Annotated in this window: 17 protein-coding genes; 11 read left to right on the plus strand and 6 right to left on the minus strand. The window is 62.4% G+C overall.

Annotation, left to right across the window (positions count from 1 at the left end):
• Window positions 1–35 precede the first annotated feature (35 nt).
• From AWB77_RS08245 to poxB, 6 genes are all read left to right on the plus strand, one after another.
• Complete coding sequence (locus AWB77_RS08245; protein WP_061133916.1) at window positions 36–782, plus strand: amino acid ABC transporter permease; 747 nt, start codon at window positions 36–38, stop codon at window positions 780–782.
• Window positions 779–1,432, plus strand: coding sequence for an amino acid ABC transporter permease (locus AWB77_RS08250; protein ID WP_061133917.1), 654 nt, complete (start codon window positions 779–781; stop codon window positions 1,430–1,432). The genes AWB77_RS08245 and AWB77_RS08250 overlap by 4 nt, the downstream gene beginning before the upstream one ends.
• Window positions 1,416–2,144: an amino acid ABC transporter ATP-binding protein gene (locus AWB77_RS08255; RefSeq protein ID WP_061133918.1), complete on the plus strand. Its 729-nt coding sequence runs from the start codon at window positions 1,416–1,418 to the stop codon at window positions 2,142–2,144. The genes AWB77_RS08250 and AWB77_RS08255 overlap by 17 nt, the downstream gene beginning before the upstream one ends.
• A gap of 52 nt (window positions 2,145–2,196) precedes the next feature.
• The gene (locus AWB77_RS08260) at window positions 2,197–2,991 is read left to right on the plus strand and encodes a transporter substrate-binding domain-containing protein (protein ID WP_061133919.1); all 795 of its coding nucleotides are present in this window, start codon (window positions 2,197–2,199) and stop codon (window positions 2,989–2,991) included.
• 386 nt (window positions 2,992–3,377) lie between these two features.
• A complete protein-coding gene (locus AWB77_RS08270; protein ID WP_157694775.1) occupies window positions 3,378–3,728 on the plus strand; it encodes a hypothetical protein in 351 nt (116 codons plus the stop codon).
• A 260-nt stretch (window positions 3,729–3,988) separates the two neighbouring features.
• Entirely contained in the window at window positions 3,989–5,710 is a 1,722-nt protein-coding gene (poxB, locus tag AWB77_RS08275) for a ubiquinone-dependent pyruvate dehydrogenase (RefSeq protein WP_061133922.1), read from the plus strand.
• An 18-nt stretch (window positions 5,711–5,728) separates the two neighbouring features.
• On the opposite strand, the gene AWB77_RS08280 is transcribed toward poxB, so the two are convergent.
• Window positions 5,729–6,244 carry an SRPBCC family protein gene (locus AWB77_RS08280; RefSeq protein ID WP_061133923.1) on the minus strand — a complete coding sequence of 172 codons (516 nt, stop codon included), beginning with the start codon at window positions 6,242–6,244 and terminating at the stop codon, window positions 5,729–5,731.
• Complete coding sequence (locus AWB77_RS08285) at window positions 6,208–6,606, minus strand: ArsR/SmtB family transcription factor (RefSeq protein ID WP_061133924.1); 399 nt, start codon at window positions 6,604–6,606, stop codon at window positions 6,208–6,210. Before AWB77_RS08285 ends, AWB77_RS08280 begins: the two co-directional genes overlap by 37 nt.
• Before the next feature lie 132 nt (window positions 6,607–6,738).
• On the opposite strand from AWB77_RS08285, the gene AWB77_RS08290 reads away from it, so the two are divergent.
• Window positions 6,739–7,590 (plus strand): alpha/beta fold hydrolase, encoded by an 852-nt coding sequence (locus AWB77_RS08290; RefSeq protein ID WP_061133925.1) that lies wholly within the window; start codon window positions 6,739–6,741, stop codon window positions 7,588–7,590.
• A gap of 6 nt (window positions 7,591–7,596) precedes the next feature.
• Here AWB77_RS08290 and AWB77_RS08295 read toward each other — a convergent pair whose 3' ends face one another.
• From AWB77_RS08295 to AWB77_RS08305, 3 genes are all read right to left on the minus strand, one after another.
• A complete protein-coding gene (locus AWB77_RS08295) occupies window positions 7,597–8,259 on the minus strand; it encodes a hypothetical protein (RefSeq protein ID WP_061133926.1) in 663 nt (220 codons plus the stop codon).
• 206 nt (window positions 8,260–8,465) lie between these two features.
• Window positions 8,466–9,239, minus strand: a complete 774-nt coding sequence (locus AWB77_RS08300) for a DUF899 domain-containing protein (RefSeq protein WP_061134092.1) — start codon at window positions 9,237–9,239, stop codon at window positions 8,466–8,468.
• 127 nt (window positions 9,240–9,366) lie between these two features.
• Window positions 9,367–9,876 (minus strand): DUF6622 family protein, encoded by a 510-nt coding sequence (locus AWB77_RS08305; RefSeq protein WP_061134093.1) that lies wholly within the window; start codon window positions 9,874–9,876, stop codon window positions 9,367–9,369.
• A 345-nt stretch (window positions 9,877–10,221) separates the two neighbouring features.
• Between AWB77_RS08305 and panS the strand changes: the two genes are divergently transcribed.
• A complete protein-coding gene (panS, locus tag AWB77_RS08310) occupies window positions 10,222–11,181 on the plus strand; it encodes a ketopantoate/pantoate/pantothenate transporter PanS (protein ID WP_061133927.1) in 960 nt (319 codons plus the stop codon).
• Between the two features lie 219 nt (window positions 11,182–11,400).
• A complete protein-coding gene (locus tag AWB77_RS08315) occupies window positions 11,401–13,155 on the plus strand; it encodes a cytochrome c biogenesis protein DipZ (RefSeq protein WP_061133928.1) in 1,755 nt (584 codons plus the stop codon).
• 49 nt (window positions 13,156–13,204) lie between these two features.
• Here the strand turns inward: AWB77_RS08315 and AWB77_RS08320 are convergent, their stop codons facing one another.
• Window positions 13,205–13,900 carry a GntR family transcriptional regulator gene (locus AWB77_RS08320; RefSeq protein WP_061133929.1) on the minus strand — a complete coding sequence of 232 codons (696 nt, stop codon included), beginning with the start codon at window positions 13,898–13,900 and terminating at the stop codon, window positions 13,205–13,207.
• Window positions 13,901–14,053: 153 nt separating this feature from the next.
• Here AWB77_RS08320 and AWB77_RS08325 point away from each other — a divergent pair, with 153 nt between their 5' ends.
• Complete coding sequence (locus AWB77_RS08325; protein WP_061133930.1) at window positions 14,054–15,328, plus strand: glucarate dehydratase family protein; 1,275 nt, start codon at window positions 14,054–14,056, stop codon at window positions 15,326–15,328.
• A gap of 48 nt (window positions 15,329–15,376) precedes the next feature.
• On the plus strand, window positions 15,377–16,693 hold the full coding sequence (locus AWB77_RS08330; RefSeq protein ID WP_061133931.1) for an MFS transporter: 1,317 nt from the start codon (window positions 15,377–15,379) through the stop codon (window positions 16,691–16,693).
• Window positions 16,694–16,743: the final 50 nt, after the last annotated feature.

A 16,743-nucleotide genomic window follows, 5' to 3' on the forward strand; every position in this document is an offset into this window, starting at 1 on the left:
TCCAGCGCCCAGACATCACAGGGACATTCGCCGCCATGTTTTCTCTCGATTTCACACCGCTGCTGCCGTACTGGCCGACGTTCCTGCTAGGCGCATGGCTCACGCTCAAGATGACGTGCGTGGCAGTGTTCTTCGGTCTGATCCTCGGCATGCTGGTGGCGTTCGCCAAGCGCGCGAAGGTGCCGGTGCTGACGCGCGTGTGCATCGTCTATATCGAGGCGGTGCGCAATACACCGTTCCTCGTGCAGATCTTTCTGCTGTACTTCGGTCTTGCGAGCATCGGCCTGCGCATGCCGACGTTCGCGGCCGCCACGCTCGCGATGACGATCAACATCGGCGCCTACGCGGCCGAGATCATCCGCGCGGGGCTGGAATCGGTGCCGCGCGGGCAGATCGAAGCGGCCGAATGTCTCGGGCTCTCGAAGTGGCGCATCGGCTGGCATGTGATGCTGCAACCGTCGATCGAGAAGGTCTATCCCGCGTTGACGAGCCAGTTCCTGCTGATGATGCAGGCTTCCGCGATCGCTTCGCAGATCTCGGCGGAAGAACTGACCGCCGTCGCGAACACCGTGCAGTCCGATACCTTCCGTTCGCTCGAAACTTACATCGTGGTCGCGGCGCTGTATCTCGCGTTGTCGCTCGTCATCAAGCTCATCGCGTGGGCCGTGGGCGAGCATATCTTCAAGCGACGCCGCGCGATACGACTCGCCGCGAAGCGCGCGGGCAAGACGCCGCCCGATTCGCCGCGCATCGATACCGTGATTCCCGGAGGTGCGGCATGAGCGGCGGATTCACGTCGGCGCATCTCGCCTATCTGGTGCAGTCGATCGGCTGGACGCTCGTGCTTTCCGTGCTCGCGTTCGTGCTCGGCGGCATAGGCGGCTTCGTCGTGATGCTCGCGCGCATCTCGCCGCGCGCATGGCTCGCGCGCGTGGCGCTCGTCTATATCGAAGCGATTCAGGGCATACCGCTCCTTATCCTGCTGTTCATCGTGTACTTCGGCTTGTCGGTGTATGGCTATCAGGTGCCCGCGCTCGTCGCGGCCGGCCTCGCGCTGATGGTCTATTCCAGCGCGTATCTCGGCGACATCTGGCGCGGCTGTATCGAAGCGATGCCGAAGCCGCAATGGGAGGCGTCGGAGTGCCTCTCGCTCACGCGCTGGCAGACGCTGCGCCTCGTGATCATCCCGCAGGCGATGCGTCTCGCGCTGCCGCCGACTGTCGGCTTTCTCGTGCAGCTCATCAAGATGACGTCGCTTGCATCGGTGATCGGCTTCGTCGAACTGACGCGCGCGGGGCAGATCATCAACAACTCGATCTTCCAGCCGTTCCTCATCTTCGGGCTGGTCGGCGCTTTCTATTTCGTCCTGTGCTATCCGCTTTCGCGCTGGAGCCAATCGATGGAGAACAAGCTCAATGTCAGCAATCGTTAAGGTCGACGATATACACAAGAGCTTCGGCTCCAATCATGTTCTCAAGGGCGTGTCCTTCGAAGTCAACAAGGGCGAGATGATCGCGGTGATCGGCGCGAGCGGATCGGGCAAGAGCACGGCACTGCGATGCATCGACAGACTGGAGACAATCGATCAGGGCGAGATCGAAGTGTGCGGTATTCGCGTCGACGATCCGAAGGTCGATCTGCATCGCTTGCGCCGCGAAGTGGGCATCGTGTTTCAGAGCTATAACCTCTTTCCGCATCTAACGGTCGAAGAGAACATCGTGCTCGCGCTGCGCCACGTGAAGAAGATGTCGCGCGACGAAGCGCGTGGCATCGCGATGAACGTGCTGGAGCAGGTCGGTCTCGGACAGAAGGCCGATGCCTATCCCGAGCAATTGTCGGGCGGACAGCAGCAGCGTGTGGCGATTGCGCGTTCGCTCGCGATGTCGCCAAAGGTTATGTTGTTCGACGAAGTGACATCGGCGCTCGATCCGCAATTGACGGGCGAAGTGCTGCGCGTCATGGAAGACCTCGCGGCCGACGGCATGACGATGCTGCTCGTCACGCACGAGATGGCCTTCGCGAAGCGCGTGGCGGATCGCATCATCTACATGCATCAGGGCAAGGTATGGGAAGTGGGCGACGGCACCATGCTCGATGCGCCGCGCACGCCCGAACTGCGCGCATTCCTCAATAACGGACTTTGATTGACGGACTTTGATTCGACTAACGCAACATCGATAACAACGGAGACTTGAATTGAAAGCAAAGACGATCATTGCCCGCGCGGCCCTCGCTGCGTTGATGATGGCAGGCGCGGCGCATAGCGCGATGGCCGACCAGCTCGACGACATCAAGAAGGCGGGCGTCGTGCGCGTCGCGATTGCGATCGGCACGCCGCTCTTCAGCTATGCGGACCAGAACCTCAAGCCCGCGGGTTCCGATGTCGATACTGCCGCAGCGCTCGCGAAGGACCTGGGCGTGAAGCTCGAACTCGTGCAGATCACCAATGCCGCACGCATTCCGACCTTGCAGGCGAAGCGCGCGGACCTCGTGATCTCTTCGCTGTCGGTCACGCCGGAGCGCGCGAAAGTGGTCGATTTCTCGAACCCGTATGCGGTGATCTCGATCATCGTGGGCGGCGTGAAGTCGGTCAACGTGAAGGGCTATCCCGATCTCGACGGCAAGACCATCGGCCTCACGCGCGCCACGGTGAACGACACGCTGACCACGCAACAGGCGAAGGGCGCGCAGATCCAGCGCTATGAAGACGATGCGACGCTCATCACGTCGATGGTCACCGGCCAGGTGGACATCTTCTCGAGCACGCCTTCGAACCTCAAGGAGATGCAGGACCGCGCGCCACAACGCAACATCGAGATGAAGTTCGAGCAGAAGACATTCGATCTCGGCATCGCGATGAACAAGGATCAGCCGCGCCTCAAGGAATGGGTGAACAACTGGGTCGGTACGAACATGAAGAGCGGCAACCTCAACACGATCTACAAGAGGTATCACGGGCGCGATCTTCCGGAGAGCATGCGCAAAGGGTGAGCCGGGAAGTGCGTCATGGGCGGCTCGCTCGCTGCTCTCCGCCCGTGACGCCAGCGGCAATGCATCGCTTCTAATGGACGCAGGTAAGCAAGCTGCTATCATGCCTAACCGGCAGCAATCGTACCTGCACCATGAGCAGATCGACATCGTATGCGTCACCTATCGGCATGGCCCGAAACTGGAGACGTTTCTCAACTGTATGTTGTCTCAGACATCGCACGACTTTCGCCTCACCGTCGTTCACGATGGGCCGGACGCCGAGTTCGACCAGGTCGGTCACACATACGGAAGCAGACATCCCGAACTGATGCGCTTCTTCGCGACTCAAGTCCGTCATAACGATTTTGGCCACACGCTGCGCGAATGGGGTATCGGCATGGCGGAGCATGAATGGCTCTTTGCTCACCAATGGCGACAATTACTACTGCCCCATATTCATCGAAACTATGCTTGCCGCGGCTGCGCCGCTCGACGTTCCCGTCGTCATGTGCGACATGATTCATAGCCACGAAAACGCCGGCTGCCGACGCCAGCCCGCTTATTCATTTTTCGAAACGCGTCCTGAGCGCAGATCGATCGATATCGGCTGCTTCATCGCCAGAACGGAGCTTGCAAAGCGCGTCGGCTTTCGCGACAAAACGCACGACGGCGACGCTACGTATTTCGAAGACGTGCTTGCATTAGGTGAAATCAAACAGGTGCGCAAGGTCAGCCAGGTTCTTTTCGTTCATAATTGATCGCCAGCTTGCCAGCGAAGATCCATCGCTTACGATTTTGCTGGATTCGTATCCGGGAATCTGGTTGTATTCGTAATGTCGCTAGAGCGCCGCCCCAAGCGGCTCGCGCACTGTCGCGGACAATCCGCCATCCTCCGGCGTACACTTCTCCATGCTTTTTGAATCCTGCATGCATTGAGCCAATGCCCGATGCGCGGTGCACGGTTTCGCATGCGGCGTCGTCATTTTTTAGACATCCTCCTCTCACCTTGGGAAGCATGATGGCCAAAAACACGATTGCGGACTATCTCGCGAAGACGCTTGCGGCGGCGGGCGTGGAGCGCATCTGGGGCGTTACCGGCGACAGCCTGAACGGGCTGGCATTCAGCCTGGATCGCGTGGGCTCGATCCGCTGGATGCACACGCGTCACGAGGAAGCCGCCGCATTCGCGGCCGGTGCGGACGCCGCCGCGACAGGCAAGCTCGCCGTATGCGCGGGCAGTTGCGGTCCGGGGAATCTGCATCTGATCAACGGCCTCTACGATTGTCATCGCAATCATCAGCCGGTGCTGGCCATCGCGGCGCATATTCCATCGACGGAGATCGGGCTCGGCTTTTTCCAGGAAACGCATCCGCAAGAGTTGTTCAAGGAGTGCAGCCATTTCGTCGAACTGGTCTCGAATGCTTCGCAGTTTCCACGCGTGCTCGAACGCGCGATGCGCGCGGCGCTCGATCAGCGTGGCGTCGCCGTCATCGTCTTGCCGGGCGATGTCGCATTGAGCGAGGGGCCGGGCATCGAGCCGCGCTGGAGCGCGAGTGCGCCGGGCGCGATCGTGCCTGCCGATGCGGACCTCGACAAGCTCGCGGGTCTTCTGAACGGCTGCGAGGCGGTGACGATCATGTGCGGCAGCGGCGTCGCGGGCTCGCACGACGAGGTGGTCGCGCTGGCCGATACGCTCGGCGCACCCATCGTCCACGCGCTGCGCGGCAAGCAGTTCATCGAATACGACAATCCGTTCGATGTCGGCATGACGGGACTCATCGGCTTCAGTTCGGGCTACCACGCGATGATGTCCTGCGACACGCTGCTGCTGCTCGGTTGCGATTTTCCGTATCGTCCGTTCTATCCGCCGCAAGCGAAGATCGTGCAGATCGACTGGCGCGGCTCGCAACTCGGACGCCGCGCGCCGCTGGAAATGGGGCTCGTCGGCACGATCAAGGAAACGCTGGCCGCGCTCTTGCCGAAGCTGCATCGCAAGGACGCGCGGCGTTTCCTGGAGAACGCGCTGAAGCACTATGCGAGCGCACGCAAGGACCTCGACGATCTCGCGACGCCATCCGCGTCGGGACGTCCTATCCATCCGCAATATCTGACGAAGCTCGTCGATGAAATCGCCGATGAAGACGCGATCTTCACCGTGGACGTCGGCACGCCGACACTCTGGGCCGCGCGCTATCTGACGATGAACGGCAAGCGTCAGTTGCACGGCTCGTTCAACCACGGCTCGATGGCCAACGCGATGCCGCAGGCGCTCGGCGCACAGGCCGCGAAACCGCAGCGGCAAGTGGTGTCGTTGTCGGGCGATGGCGGACTCTCGATGCTGCTCGGCGATCTTCTTTCCGCCGTGCAACTCGACTTGCCGATCAAGGTCGTCGTGTTCAACAACAGCCTGCTCGGCTTCGTGTCGATGGAGCTGAAGGCAGGCGGTTATCTCGACACCAACGTCGATCTGAGCAAGACCGATTTCTCGCAGATCGCGAAGGGCGCGGGCATCTGGTCGGTGCGCGTCGAAGAGTCGGAGCAACTCGAAAACGCCTTGCGCGAAGCGTTCGCACACACGGGGCCGGCGGTCGTCGATGTCGTCACGTCCAAGCACGAACTCGCGATGCCGCCGACCATCGAACTGTCGCAAGCGAAGGGCTTCAGCCTCTATATGCTTCGAGCGATTCTGAGCGGACGCGGCGATGAAATCGTCGAACTCGCGCGCACGAATCTGCGTTGAGCGGGCAAGCGCGGCGCGTCATGCGCCGCGCAAAAACGCGCCGAGTTGATCCAGCGTGCCGCCATAACCTTGCTGAAGCGACGGACGCAAGTCGGCGAAAAAGCGTTGTTCATCCACACTCGCACCGAAGGGCTGCGCACGCAATGCAATCGACGTCTTGCCGTTCTCTTCGCTGAACGTGACGACGTTCTCGATCTCCAGCGGACACGCTTCGCTGAACGGCGCGCGCGCGATGCCGCAGTGCTCGTTCGCAAACGAGTTGAGCCACACGATGCGCTCGCGCTCCACGATCTCGCGATAATTGAAGCGGCCCCACATCGCGGGCGCGCCAGCGAATGTCATCGCGTAATGAAAGAAGCCGCCTGGACGAAACTCGAAACGAAGCAGGTCCAGCGTGCAGCCTTGCGGACCCCACCATCGTGCGATCTGGCTCGCTTCGCTCCATGCCTGCCAGACGCGCTCGCGCGGCGCATCGAATACGCGGTTCATTTCGAAGACTACGCCTTGCGCGACCGTAGCGTTATCTTGCTGCATGTTTTTCTTCCTTTCGATGTCGGTGGTTTCTTCGGCTGTGCTTTCGCGTTCGTGTTAAGCAAGGCATCGAGGCGGTCGAAGCTCGCATTCCATAGCGACCGATACGCCTCCACCCAGTTCGCCACTTCAAAAAGCGGCGCGGGTTCGAGGTGGCAAGGGCGCGTCTGAGCTTCGCGCGTTCGCGAGATCAACCCCGCGCGCTCCAGCACCTTGAGATGCTTGGAGATGGACGGCTGACTCATGTCGAACGGCTCGGCGAGTTCGTTCACGGTGGCGTCTCCGCCCGCGAGCCGCGCGAGGATCGCGCGGCGCGTAGGATCGGCGAGTGCCGCGAACACCTGACTCAAGTCCTCTTCGCACATGACGGTTCGATGGCCGATTGGTTATATAGCTGAAAGGGAATATAGATCGACGCCGCGCTTTGGTCAACTGCAGCATTGCGCCGCGTACATTATCCTCGTGCATCGACATTCGACGGATTCGAGGAACGCGCCATGAGCGAATCGAAGAGTGACTTGCCGCTCGATCATGTTTTCGACTTCGAAGGACAAGCCGTGCGCTATGGCGTGATCGGCGAAGGAAGGCCGCTCGTGCTGGTGCACGGGACGCCGTTTTCGTCTCAGGTGTGGCGACGCATTGCGCCGATCGCGGCACGTTCGCGGCGCGTGCACTACTTCGATCTGCTGGGCTATGGCGCATCCGACATGCGCGAGGGACAGGACGTGTCGCTCGGCGTGCAGAACCGCGTCCTCGCTGCATTGCTCGAACACTGGAGCGCCGGCTGGAACGGCGCGCTGCCCGACGTGCTCGCGCACGACTTCGGCGGCGCGACATCGCTGCGAGCCGCGTTGCTCGACGGCCGTGCGTATCGTTCGTTGATGCTCGTCGATCCGGTGGCCGTGGCGCCGTGGGGATCGCCCTTCGTGCGTCATGTGCGCCTGCATCAAGCGGCGTTCGCGGGCGTGCCGCCATACATGCATCAGGCGATGCTCGATGCGTATCTGCAAGGCGCGGCGTATCGGAAGCTGCCCGAAGAGACCTTGCGCGTCTATACGCGGCCCTGGACGGGCGATGCGGGGCAGGCCGCGTTTTATCGGCAGATCGCGCAGATGGATCAGCACTATACGGATGAAGTGCAATCGCGTTATGGCGAACTGCAATGTCCCGTGTCGATTCTCTGGGGCGAGGAAGACGAGTGGATACCGGTGGCGCGCGGCGCCGAACTGGCGTCGCTGATTCCGGGCGCGCGCTTCACGCGCGTACCGGGTTCAGGGCATCTGATGCAGGAAGACGCGCCCGAGGCGATCGTCGGCGAATGGCTGACGTTCGCGCTCGAGGCTCGATGAGCGCAATCAGAAGCGATACGTGACGCCGACCTTGACGATCGGATAGAAACGCAGCTTGTCGGCCTTGTCCTGAAGGTCCTGCTTTTCCGCGTCGATGTTGTCCTGTCCCGCTTCCGCGACGATATCCGCGGGCACGTCCAGCTCGACGCGCGGACGGCCGAACGCGACGCCCGCATCGAAGAACGCGGAGAAGCCTTTTTGCGCGACCGGCGTATGTCCGAAGCCGATGCCGAGATACGGGCGCACCGTGGGGAACTTCGCCTTCGCGTGAATGCTCTGGCCGAACGTCGGATAGGCGATGCCGTTGATCGTATAAGTGCCGTTCATGCTGGTCGCGGTGGCATCGACATGATCGCCGCCGACGAGCGCGCCGGCCGTGAGGCGAAAGCCCACGGTGTTCGGTGCGGGAAAGAAGTCGATGTAGAAGCCGCCGTGATAGATGCTCGCGGTGCCGTCATAGTGCAGGCCGCCTGCATCGAAATCATGGGAGAACTTCAGGCCGTTGAATTCGGCGCGCAGGTTGTCGCGCGTGCCGAGCGGTTCGGCGTAACCGATGCCGACACCTTCGGTGCCGATCTGGCCATAAATCTCGCGGGCGTGCGAGAGCGGAGCGGCAAACGCGGCGAGCGTGCCGATAGCGGCCGCGCAGACGGCCAACGACTTCTTCATGAGCAGGTAATCCGTTTGGAGATGGACGAGAAGGCGTCCAGGCGAAAGCGGCAAGAAGTGCCGGCTGGTGCGGGAGCCGAGTGACGCATGCGCGCGTCGCTGATGATTTCGTTAACGGAAACGTTTGCCCATTTCTTTAACGAAATAAGCTGAAGAAAAAACGGAACGGAGCCGGCATCGGGCGACGACGGCTCCATGTTCAATTCTCACGTCTTGTTTTTTGCGCTCTCCGCACGAAACGCTGCTTCGCCCGCGTCGGAGATTTCGACCCATTTTTTGTCGGGCGGCGCATCGTCGACATAACTGTCGTGCCAGTTCCACCATTTGTATGTCGGCGTCTGCGGATAGCCCTCAGGCGAGTCTTCCCATAATTCCTGACGGCCGAGCGGCGTGATGTCGAGGTAGTTCCACGTATTGCCCATCTGCTCGTCACCGCGATTATTGAGGAAATAGGTGCGGAAGACACGATCGCCGTCGCGGAAGAACACGTTCGTGCCGTGCCATTCGTCGACGCCGAAATCCGCATCGAAACGATCGGTGAGCGTGAACCACGGAATGTTCCAGCCCATGCGTTCCTTCAGCCGCGCGATGTCCGCTTGCGGCGCGCGCGACACGAAGACGAGTGTCGTGTCGCGCGCATTCAGATGCGCGACGTGCGCGACCTGATCGGCCACCATCGAGCAGCCGCGGCACGCATGTTCTGGCCAGCCGAATACGCCGGGCTCGTAGAACGCGCGATAGACGATCAACTGCCGGCGTCCGTCGAACAGATCGAGAAAGCCGATTCTGCCGCCGGGGCCTTCGAATACGTAGCCGGTCTTCACGGCGGCCCACGGCATGCGGCGGCGCTCGGCGGCAAGTGCATCGCGTGCGCGCGTGTGCGCCTTTTCCTTCACGAGCAACTGCTGACGCGCGGCTTCCCATTCCTCTTGCGACACGACGGGCGGCGTGCGCATCTCGTTTTCGTGTGATGTGGTCATGGCTTTTTGCAACCTCCTGAGTCGGGCTCTTGCGTGGTTTGCCGTGATTCAGTCTGACTCGAAAAGCGGACGATCGAGAGTAACAAGTGTGACGCCATTCGCGAGCGGATGCATTCTTAAGCAACGCTCAGGCACACGAGGCCTGCAGCGCATGCATCGTTTTCCAGTACGTGAAGAAGCGTCCGGCGAAGATGCCCGCGACGATGCCCGATACGGCGGCGTCGATCATCGTATAGGTCGACAGTGCGGCCAGGTTCGTCGCAGTCGCGAGTTCGAAGCCGAGCCAGAACTTCGCGATGAAGGTCGCGGCGATCAGCGCCATCGGCAGAAGCGAGCCCGGCAGCATCACGGTGCGCGCCACCGGATCGACGATGAAGCGGCTGCGGCTCGCGATGAACACGCCGCCCACGATGCCCGCGCCCAGCATGACGATCCACACAGCGATGTCGGTCCATCCCGCGAGCGGCGACGACATCAGATGCGAGATGCCCATGCCCGCGAAAATCACCGGAATGATCGCGAGCTTCGACAGCGGCGCGGTGCTGGCCTGCATCGCCTTGAAGCCGCGAAAGAGCAGGAAAGCGAGCAGCACCCAGACCCACGTCGGCGTGCCTTGAATGATGGCGATTGGCGTCATGTTCATCTCCTTGCGAGCGGTTGTTTGATGCGCATCATGACGCCGCAGAATTAGCCGCGAATGAGCCAGAGAATCGCGCTTGCATCGTGCGAATTAAGCGGCTTCAGAATAAGCGCCGCGCGCCGGGTAAAATGCGGCGCCAGCCCGTTATCCGGCCGCATACGCGTGTGACCCGCGCGCAGCGGCGTTGCGGGCCGCGTCCGCCTCACGAAGGCCACGCATCGTGCGTTCGCGGCGTCCGGTCATCCCGCGCGCCGCCGCCACCGCCGGCACACACACGAGACACACGACCCACCCGACCCACCCGACACACCCGACACGCAACGACATTCGAGGAACGTTTTCATGCTTGCCCGCATCACCCGCCTTTTCCCGCTCTGGGCCGTGCTGGTTTCCATCGCCGCCTACAGCACGCCGTCGTCCGTGACGGGCATCGCGCCACACGTCACGACGCTTCTCACGGTCATCATGCTGTCGATGGGCGTCACGCTTTCCATCGACGATTTCAGGCGCGTGTTCACGCGGCCCGCGCCGGTCATCGCGGGCATCGTGCTGCATTACCTCGTGATGCCGCTCGCCGCGTGGGTCATCGCCAAGGCGCTGCGCATGCCGCCCGATCTGACGGCGGGCATGGTGCTCGTCGGCAGTGTCGCGAGCGGCACCGCGTCGAACGTGATGATCTATCTCGCGCGCGGCGACGTCGCGTTGTCCGTCACGATCAGCGCGCTGTCGACGCTCGTCGGCGTGTTCGCGACACCGCTGCTCACGCGTCTTTACGTCGATGCATCGATCACCGTCGACGTGCACGGCATGCTGATGAGCATCCTGCAGATCGTCGCGTTGCCGATCGTCGTCGGCCTCGTCGTGAATCATTTGTTCGGCAAGTTCGTGCGCAAGATCGAATGGATGCTGCCGCTCGTGTCGATGGTGTCGATCCTGCTCATCATCGCGGCGGTCGTCGGCGGCACGCAGAAGAGCATCGCGTCGGTCGGCATGGTCGTGGCGGTGGGCGTCGTGCTGCACAACGGCATCGGCCTGCTCGGCGGTTATTGGGGCGGGCGGCTGCTCGGCTTCGACGAAGCCGTCTGCCGCACGCTCGCGATCGAAGTCGGCATGCAGAACTCCGGTCTGGCGGCGACGCTCGGCAAGCTGTATTTCACGCCGATCGCGGCGCTGCCGGGCGCGCTCTTTTCCGTGTGGCACAACCTGTCCGGGTCGATGCTCGCGGGTTATTGGGCAGGCCGTCCGGCCAAGGGCGCCACGCGCGATACGGAAACCGAAAGCGCCGTCGCGCGCCACGGATAACCGCCGCGAGCAGGAACGGACACGGAAAGCGCGCCCGCTGCGGCGCGCTTTTTTTTCGATCAGATCCGTTCCGCTTTGTATCGCCAAGTATCCGCCGACACCGCCGACACACAGCGATGCACAGCGCGCCCATTCCGAAATTTCCGCGATACATGACGACGCTGAAATACGGCACATGGCCCGATGTGCCCATTCCATTTTTTCCGGAAGACCGATCTCATGTCCCTCATCGTCATCGCATTCCTGGGCGGTGTGTTCACCGTCCTCAGTCCCTGCATCCTGCCGGTCGTGCCGTTCGTCTTCGCGCGCTCGGACCGGCCTTTCGCTACCGAACGTCTGCCGCTCTTCGCCGGGCTCGCGGGCGCGTTCGCGCTCGTGACCGGCATCGGCGTCGCCGGACTCGCGGGCGCCGCGCAACTGAATCAATACGGCCGCTGGATCGCGCTCGCGACGCTCGCGCTGTTCGGCGCGGCGCTGCTGTTGCCGTCGCTTGCCGAACGCCTCACGCGGCCGTTGTCCGCGCTCGCGGATCGCATCGTCGCGCGCTCGCAGACGCAAGGAACGACGCGCCGCATTGCTTCATCGATATTGCTGGGCGCCGCGACCGGCCTCCTGTGGGCGCCGTGCGCGGGTCCGATCCTCGGCGTCATCTTCACGGGCGCGGCGCTGCACGGCGCGAACTGGCATACGGCCGCGGCGCTCGCTGCGTATGCCGTTGGAGCGGCGAGTTCGCTTGCCATCGCGTCGAGTCTCGGCAAGCGCGCGCTGGACCGCGTTAAGCGAACGCTCGGCGTGGGCGAGCATGTGCGCCGCGCGATGGGTGCGCTCGTCGTATTGAGCGTGGCCGCGATCGCGACGGGCCTCGATACGCGTCTGCTCGCGCTCATTCCCGGCACGCCGACGAACGGCATCGAAAGCAGGCTCGTCGGTGTGTTGAACGCGAAGCACACGCCGCACGATGCACGGCCCGGCGCACGCATGATGCGCGTGTCAATGCCATCGACGCTGCCGGTGCAAGGCAGACTGCCGTCGCTCGATGGCGCGACGACGTGGCTCAACACCGCGCCGCTCTCCGCCGATGCATTGCGTGGCAAGGTCGTCGTGGTCAACTTCTGGACGTACTCGTGCATCAACTGTCTGCGAACCTTGCCGTATCTCAGGACCTGGTCGCAGCGTTATCGCGATGACGGGCTCGTCGTGATCGGCGTGCATACGCCCGAGTTCGGCTTCGAGCGCGATACGGGCAACGTGAAGCGCGCGCTCGCGAACCTGAACATCGGCTATCCGGTCGCGGTCGATAACGCGTACGACATCTGGCGCGCGTTCGGCAATCAATACTGGCCGGCGTTCTATATCGTCGATGCACAAGGCCGCGTGCGCTTTCATCATTTCGGCGAAGGCGGTTATCGCGAAGCCGAGGACGCGATCCGTCAGTTGCTTGCGGATAACGGCAAGCCGATGCCATCGCACGATGCGCAAACAGTGCAGGGCAGCGGCACACAGGCCGCGGCCGATCCCGCGAACATCGGCTCGGACGAAACTTACGTGGGCTACGCGCAGGCGCAAGGTTTCGCGTCGCCGCAACGCGTGAAGCGCGATACTGTCGATACTTACTCGTTGCCCGCGCAACTGCCGCTCAACGATTGGGCGCTTTCAGGAAAGTGGAACGTCGGCGCGGAGTCGGCCGTTCCGGCTGCGGCACAGGCGCGTATCGCGTTTCGGTTTCATGCGCGCGATCTGCATCTCGTTCTCGCGCCTTCGACGGACGGCAAGCCGGTGCGTTTTCGCGTGACGATCGACGGCGCAGCGCCGGGCGCATCGCATGGCGCCGACATCGCCGCAGACGGCACGGGCGTCGTGACGAACGCGCGTCTTTATCAGCTGGTGCGTCAGTCCGGGGCCGTCGAGGATCGGACCTTCGAGATCGAATTTCTCGACCCGGGCGCGCAGGCGTACAGCTTTACGTTCGGATGAGCGCAACGGTTCCGATGCGGCCCATTGCAACCCGCACCGCGTCTGCTTTTCAATGATCCGTGACGAAGGTCGGGTGACGCGTGCGAATCTCGTCCACCTGACTGAGCGTGCCGGAAAGATGCTTGCGCAACGCGGCATCGGCGGCGTCGGCATCGCCTTTTTCGATGGCATCGACGATCTTCGTATGGTCGCGCACCACGGCCTGCGTCTTGCCGTCGACCGGCAGATGCAGTCGCCGCAAACGATCGATATGGCCGCTCAGTCTGCGCACGAGATCCCATAGCTGCGGCACGCCCGCGGCCTCATACATCTGCCGATGAAACGACTGATCGAGGGCCGAGAACTGCTCGATGTCCTTCGGCTCCATCCATTCCATTTGTTCGGCGATCGTCGCGCGCAGCCGCGCGACCAGCGACGCCCTGTGTTCGCGCGCGAGCGTGCGCACGACTTCGAGTTCGATCGAGCGCCGGAGAAAATGCGCCTGCATCGCCGACGCCACGCTGATCCGGCTCACGACCGTCGCGTGCTGCGGAAAGATATCGACGAGTCCTTCCTCGCCGAGCTTCATCAACGCGTCGCGCACGGGCGTCTGACTGAGGCCGTAACGCGTCGCGAGTTCGGTACGCGACAACACCGTGCCGGGCTCGAGTTCGAGCGACAGGATCATCGCGCGCAGCCGCTCGAAAACTTGCGGCGCGGCATGACGAGAACGGTCGAGGCGATGAACGGACGCGGAATTATTCATATCGGATCGAAAGGGAGCGCACTGAAACATTAGTACTATAGCCGCGCCGATCTCCAATTGGTAAGCCAGAGACGGATGGGCGTTTACCCGACTCACGCACTGATACATTAGTGCTTTACCATGCGGTATTCCACTAATTTCCGGAACGCCGACATGACTCGCGATATCGCCATCACCCAGGTTCGAATCACGCCGATCGCATTTCGCGACGGCCCGCTGCTCAACGCGGCGGGCATCCACGAGCCGTGGGCGTTGCGCGCGATCGTCGAACTCGAAACAAGCGATGGCCGCGTCGGCATCTCCGAAACCTATGGCGACGAGCCGATGCTGCGCGTGCTCGAACAGGCGAAAGACCTGGTGATCGGCTTGTCGCCGTTCGACCTGAACCGGATGGAAGAACGCGTGCGCGCGACCATCACGGCGACGCCCGGCGCGGTCGAGTTCGAGCTCGCGCCCGGCTCGCATGCCGCGAAGAACGCGCCGAAGGTCATCAGCACACTGGAAGTGGCGATGCTCGATCTGCAAGGGCAGATCGTCGGCGCGCCGGTCGTCGATCTGCTGGGCGGCAAGGTCCGCGACGCGGTGCCCTACAGCGCGTATCTGTTCTTCAAGTACGCGGAGCACATCGACAAGCCGTATGCGCCCGATGCGTGGGGCGAGGGCATCAGCCCGGAGCAGATCGTCGCGCAGGCGCAGCGCATGTTCGATCTGTACGGTTTTCAGAGCATCAAGCTGAAGGGCGGCGTGTTCGAGCCGGCGCATGAAATCGCGTGCATGCAGGCGCTTGCGAAGGCGTTCCCCGGCATGCCGCTGCGTCTCGATCCGAACGCGAACTGGACGCTCGAAACCAGTATCGAGGCCGCGCCGCAACTCGACGAAATTCTCGAATACTACGAAGATCCGTGCCCCGGACTCGAAGGCATGGCCGAACTGCAGAAGCACACGAAGCTGCCGCTTGCGACCAATATGGTGATCACGACAATGGAGGACTTTCGCCGCGGCTGCAACATGGGCTCGATCAAGGTTCTGCTCTCCGATCACCACTACTGGGGCGGTCTGCGCGCCACACAGACGCTCGCGCGCATGGCCAAGCTCTGGGGCTTCGGCATGTCAATGCATTCGAACTCGCACCTCGGCATCAGCCTGATGGCGATGACGCATGTCGCCGCGAGCGTGCCGAACCTCACGTATGCGTGCGACACGCACTATCCGTGGCAGGAGGAAGAAGTCATCAAGGGTGGCCGCGTGAAGTTCGACAACGGCGCGGTCCGTGTGCCGACGACGCCGGGTCTCGGCGTCGAACTCGATCGCGAGAAGCTCGCCGAACTGCACGAGCAATACAAGACGTGCGGCGTGCGCAATCGCGACGACCTTTCGCAGATGCGCAAGTATCAGCCGGACTTCACCGGCAAGAATCCGCGCTTCTGAGTCCAAGAAAAAACGCAGCGCCCCATTCAGGTTTCTGGAGACGAACCAATGAGCAGTTCCAGCGTGCTCTCGAGCGCCGTTCGCAAGGTCAAGTGGCATGTGCTGCCGCTTTTCGTCGTGATGTTCATCGTCAATTACATCGACCGCGTGAACATCGGCTTCGTGCGTCAGCATCTGAGCGCGGATCTCGGCATCGGCGCGGCGGCTTACGGGCTCGGCGCGGGCCTCTTCTTCGTGAGCTACGCTGTGTTCGAAGTGCCGTCGAACATGTTGATGCAGCGCTTCGGCGCAAAGGCGTGGCTCACGCGCATCATGATTACATGGGGTCTTGCGGCCGTCGGCATGGCGTTCGTCAAGGGCGAAACCTCGTTCTACGCGATGCGTCTGTTGCTCGGTGCCGCCGAGGCGGGCTTCTTTCCGGGCGTCGTGTTCTATTTCACGCAATGGCTGCCGCGCGATGAACGCGGCAAGGCGATGGCTGTCTTCCTGAGCGGCTCGGCGCTCGCATCGGTGTTTTCCGGGCCGATCTCGGGCGGGCTGATGCTGATCGAAGGGGCGGGCCTGCATGGCTGGCAGTGGATGTTCATCATCGAAGGCATGGCGTCGGTCGTGCTCGCGGGCTTCGTATGGATCTGGCTCGATTCGAAGCCGCGCGATGCGAAGTGGCTCACGCCCGCCGAGCAGGATGCGATCGTCACCGAGATCGAGGACGAGCAGCGCCGCCGCGATGCGGTACACGCAATGAAGCCGTCGTCATGGAGTCTTTTGCGCGATCCGCAAATCCTGATCTTCTGTCTGATTTATTTTTCGGTTTCGCTGACGATCTACGGCGCGACGTTCTGGTTGCCGAGCATCATCCGCAAGATGGGCCATCTGAACGATTTCCAGGTCGGGCTGTTCAACTCGATCCCGTGGCTCATCTCGATCGTCGCGATGTATATGTTCGCGGCGCTGGCGGCGCGCTTCAAATTTCAGCAAGCGTGGGTTGCGTGCGTGTTGCTGATCGCGGCGGTCGGCATGTACGCGGCCGGTCAGGGCAGTCCTGCCTTTTCGTTCGTCGCGATCTGCTTTGCGGCGATCGGCTTCAAGGCTGCGTCGTCGTTGTTCTGGCCTATTCCACAGGGCTATCTCGATGCACGCATCGCCGCGCCGGTACTTGCGCTTATCAATTCGATCGGCAATCTCGGCGGCTTCGTCGCGCCAGCGGCATTCGGTTTTCTGGAACAGAAGACGGGCTCCATTCAGGGCGGATTGACGGGGCTCGCGGTGATGTCGGTCGTGGCGGCGGGCGTCGTGTTCATCGCGCGGATGGCGCCCCGGGAAGGGCGCGGCGTGCCGGCGTTGCAACCGGGCGTGCATAAATGATTCGACGTGCGCAGCATTGACGCGCGGCACGGGATTTGCGGCTCACGTGG

This window comes from Caballeronia fortuita (assembly GCF_001544835.2).
Taxonomy (GTDB): Bacteria; Pseudomonadota; Gammaproteobacteria; order Burkholderiales; family Burkholderiaceae; genus Caballeronia; species Caballeronia fortuita.